The sequence below is a fragment of the Streptomyces sp. NPDC037288 genome (genome assembly GCF_055603265.1).
In genome coordinates this window covers 1-3351 of the sequence record NZ_JBVJVY010000167.1, presented here as the reverse complement: position 1 = coordinate 3351, position 3351 = coordinate 1, and the positions used below count along the sequence as shown (strand labels likewise).

General features: G+C 63.3%; 1 protein-coding gene. It reads right to left on the bottom strand.

Features of this window, described 5'->3' with window-relative positions; genetic code table 11:
- Positions 1-1336: 1336 nt before the first annotated feature.
- Positions 1337-2353, bottom strand: a complete 1017-nt coding sequence (locus tag ACZ7GZ_RS42835) for an NAD(P)/FAD-dependent oxidoreductase (protein WP_471033237.1) — start codon at positions 2351-2353, stop codon at positions 1337-1339.
- Positions 2354-3351: the final 998 nt, after the last annotated feature.

Genomic DNA, 3351 nt, shown 5'->3' with positions numbered 1-3351 from the left:
CGCCTGCCGGGCAGGGAGCGGAATCCCTATCGACACACGCCCCGGGGCGCACGCCCCAACACTGATCGGCTACACCACGAAGCGGGACGCCATCAAGGCGCGGCCACTTGCCGGCGACAATCTTGTGAATGTGTGCGTGAGAGGTGATGAGGTGCTGGTCGTCTGCTCGAGCGGGGCAGGACAGCTCCGCGCCGGGCTTCAGCGGATGGCTGCGCCTCGTCGGTCTCGCAATGTGCCGGATGCCGGCAGACGCAGACTCTGACCCTCGGGGACGCGCAGCCCAGCTCTATCAGGGTGGTGTCAAACAGGTTCGAACGCTTTGACAAATTCTGCCGCTGACACGCCACCTTAAAGAGAGATCACACCAGCATGGCAGGTGGGGGGATTCATCGGGCTTCCGAACGGTGACGCGGTAGTGGCGTTATGGCTGCGCGTTATGGCTGCTCTGCCCACAGTTGACGCCGGGTGAGGAAGACGAGAAGCCCTTGCGGATACGGATAATCGTGCACGACCTGGCCGACCGAGCGGTCACCACACCGGCACAGCTCGACGGTCTCGGCCTCCGGCATGAACGACCAGCGAGGGCGGGGCTCCTTCTTCCCCTGCCCTCCATGACGGACATCCTCCCGGGGCTGAACCCCTGATCGCGGACGTCCGTCAAAGCACATCAAACCCAGGGCCAGGGCAGCCGGGCTGAAACCAGGGGCTCCCTACAAGGACTGGCGGGCGAGATCAAGCTCGGCGCCAGTGAGCCGGGCCAGTTTACGTAGAGGCTCTGCCTCCCACGACGGGTCAACAACCTCCGCTACGCGTGAGGCCGGCTTCTTGCGCGGTGACCGGCCGGCGGAGGCGGCGGGCCAGGCGCTCCACCAGCAGCGCGGGGCCTGGTGGCCTGGGCTGAGTACCGCTCAGCCAGCGCCGCACAATGGTGTGGTCACAGGACAGAGACAGACCTTGCTCGGCAGCTAGCGTGCGCGCCAGCTGAGCAGGGTCAGCTCCGGCGCCTGGAGCAATATCTGCAGACGGTATTGGGTTCATCCAGCAAACTCCTCACGCTCCTTTCGTCCCGCAAACCGCCGCATGCAGCTGGGTCGATGTGTTGGAGTTCTTAGGAGCGAGGTCGGGCGATCATGGGAGTGACCAGCGGATTACCCACCTTGGGCGGATGCCGGCGGAACTCACCCCGGCGAACCCCAAGTCCCCGTGAATCCCCGCCCGTTCTGGCACGAGAGTGACGGCCCAGGGACCGTGCCACGCCTCCTCGATGCAAACTACGGGCGCATAGTTCGCTGAGGTCATCCATCCTGGTCACGAGGATGTTAGCCGTTGGGGAAGGTCACCTGTGGTTGCCACAGTTGCTGTATTTCTCTGCTGTACTGCCGGCCTCCAAGGAGCAGGCGGAGGTTTTCGAGAGTCCCCCACGTGGAGCACCGCTTCGAAACAGGGATCTCGTCATGACGCGCGCCATCATATCGGGCCGCAGCAGCACGCGGGGTTTCTTGAGCAGACTCAAGACGTTCACGAGCTCGGCGCAGACGATGTGGTCTTTCGTGGCAGCGGTCAGGGCATGGACGTAGTACCTGATTAGTATCCGATCGACAGCGTTGGGCCGAGCACCGGTAGTCTCCGGGTAGCGCCAGTCTTCCCAGGTGGCTATGGTCCACGCGCCAGACGCCGCACGGGCGACAGCTCTCTGGAACTCGATAGTGGATGAAGCCCCGTTTGCCAGCCAGCTTTCCAGAGCCCGTGCGCAGAGCGCAGAGACGCTCATGCCATGGCCGTAGACCGGATTGAAGGCGCAGGCCGAATCGCCCAATGCTAGGAGTCCGGCTGGCCATGTGGACATCTTCTCCCAATGATGGTGGCGGTTGGCGGCCTGCCTGAAGGCCGATATCCTGCTAACAGGCTTGGCCTTTATCAGCAGGGAATACAGTGCAGGATCACGTAGCGTACGCGCGTATTCCAGGAAGCCTTCGTTGGTATTCGGCGGGTAGTCACCCCCATAGCCAGCAAGTGTGCACCTCCATCGCCCGTTCTCCTGGAGAAACATATAGGCACAGCGACGTGTAGCAGGAGGTCGGTGCTGCAGCGCGATGGCCTTGAAGTCCGGCGTGTGCTCTGGGCGGATTTCGAAGTCCTGGGTGGCGTGCCCCATCTGGGCGTCCACTACGGTCGCTTCGGGAAGGGCGTGTCCCTGCTGGGCCAGCCATTCGGGGAGTTTGGATGAGCGTCCGGTGGCGTCTACCACCAGGTCCGCATGTAGCGTCTGCTGTCCATCAGGCGTACGGGCCCGGATGCCAACGACGCGGCCGGCAGCATCGGTGAGTAAACCGGTGGCGGTGGTGCGGTCCATGACCGTCACCTTGTTGAGCCGCTGCCGCAAGGCTGCTTCCAACATGGAGCGGCTACAGGTGAACACCTTCGCCAGAGGGAGGCGCGGAGCCATCCCACCGTGCTTAGCCACCTTGCATCGGCAGGAAAGGAAAGGCGGGGCGCTCCCGATTCGCAGAGAGTGCCCAGGACACCTGGGAAGAACGACTCCAGGATCTGCTGCCCGGCGGGCCATAGGATATGAACGTGACGGTTCTGCGGTACACCGGCACGGCCGCTGTCACTGCCGTCCAGCCGGTCACGTTCTATCACCGTTACTGCCTCACAATGACGTGAGAGCACCTCAGCAGCAAGAATACCGGCCACTCCGGAGCCCATAACAATGGCACTCTTCAAAAGGCCTCCTTTTATGCGTAGGCGAAGCCCACGGGCACGGCATAGCGCTATAACCATGACCAGTGCAGCCCACAGGTGACGATTGCGTAAGGGGGCATGGGCCCTGACGCAGGGGCATAGCGCTCAACTTTGAGCGGTTGTGCAATGCCCCCTCGGGACTGCCCTCTCTCCGAGCCTGCCGGGACTGCCATGGACCTCGGCCCGTTGTGGCGTGCTCTTAGTCCCTGCAACCAGCCGCGGCCGGGCGCTAGCTCCCCAGGGCCGAACAACCCTGCCACTGCTGGATATTTTCACCAACCCGATGTCGAAGTCGACCAACGTCTTGCACCAGTAGACCCGAGTGACCATCACCAGACCAGACCTCAGGTACCACGCGATGCGCGAACACGTTGAACACTGGCCGGGATCATCTCAGGAGCCGGGGTCGCGGGATGCGGACCTTCCTCGCATCTCACAGCCTTCCGAACTGGCCGCGGTGCCAGCGCGATTGAGTCAGCGCGCGCATGCCCGGGCCGGCCGACCCCCGCCTCTAGTACTCCAGTCAGAAATCGTGTCCTGAGCTGGTTCTTCTCGTTGTCCCGGCGTGGAGGGGATTACTGAAGTCGAGGGTTGGGCCGAGGAGTT

Bases quoted from the DNA above. Each gene is read 5' to 3' on its own strand.
- ACZ7GZ_RS42835 (WP_471033237.1), bottom strand. From the start codon at position 2,353: ATGGACCGCACCACCGCCACCGGTTTACTCACCGATGCTGCCGGCCGC.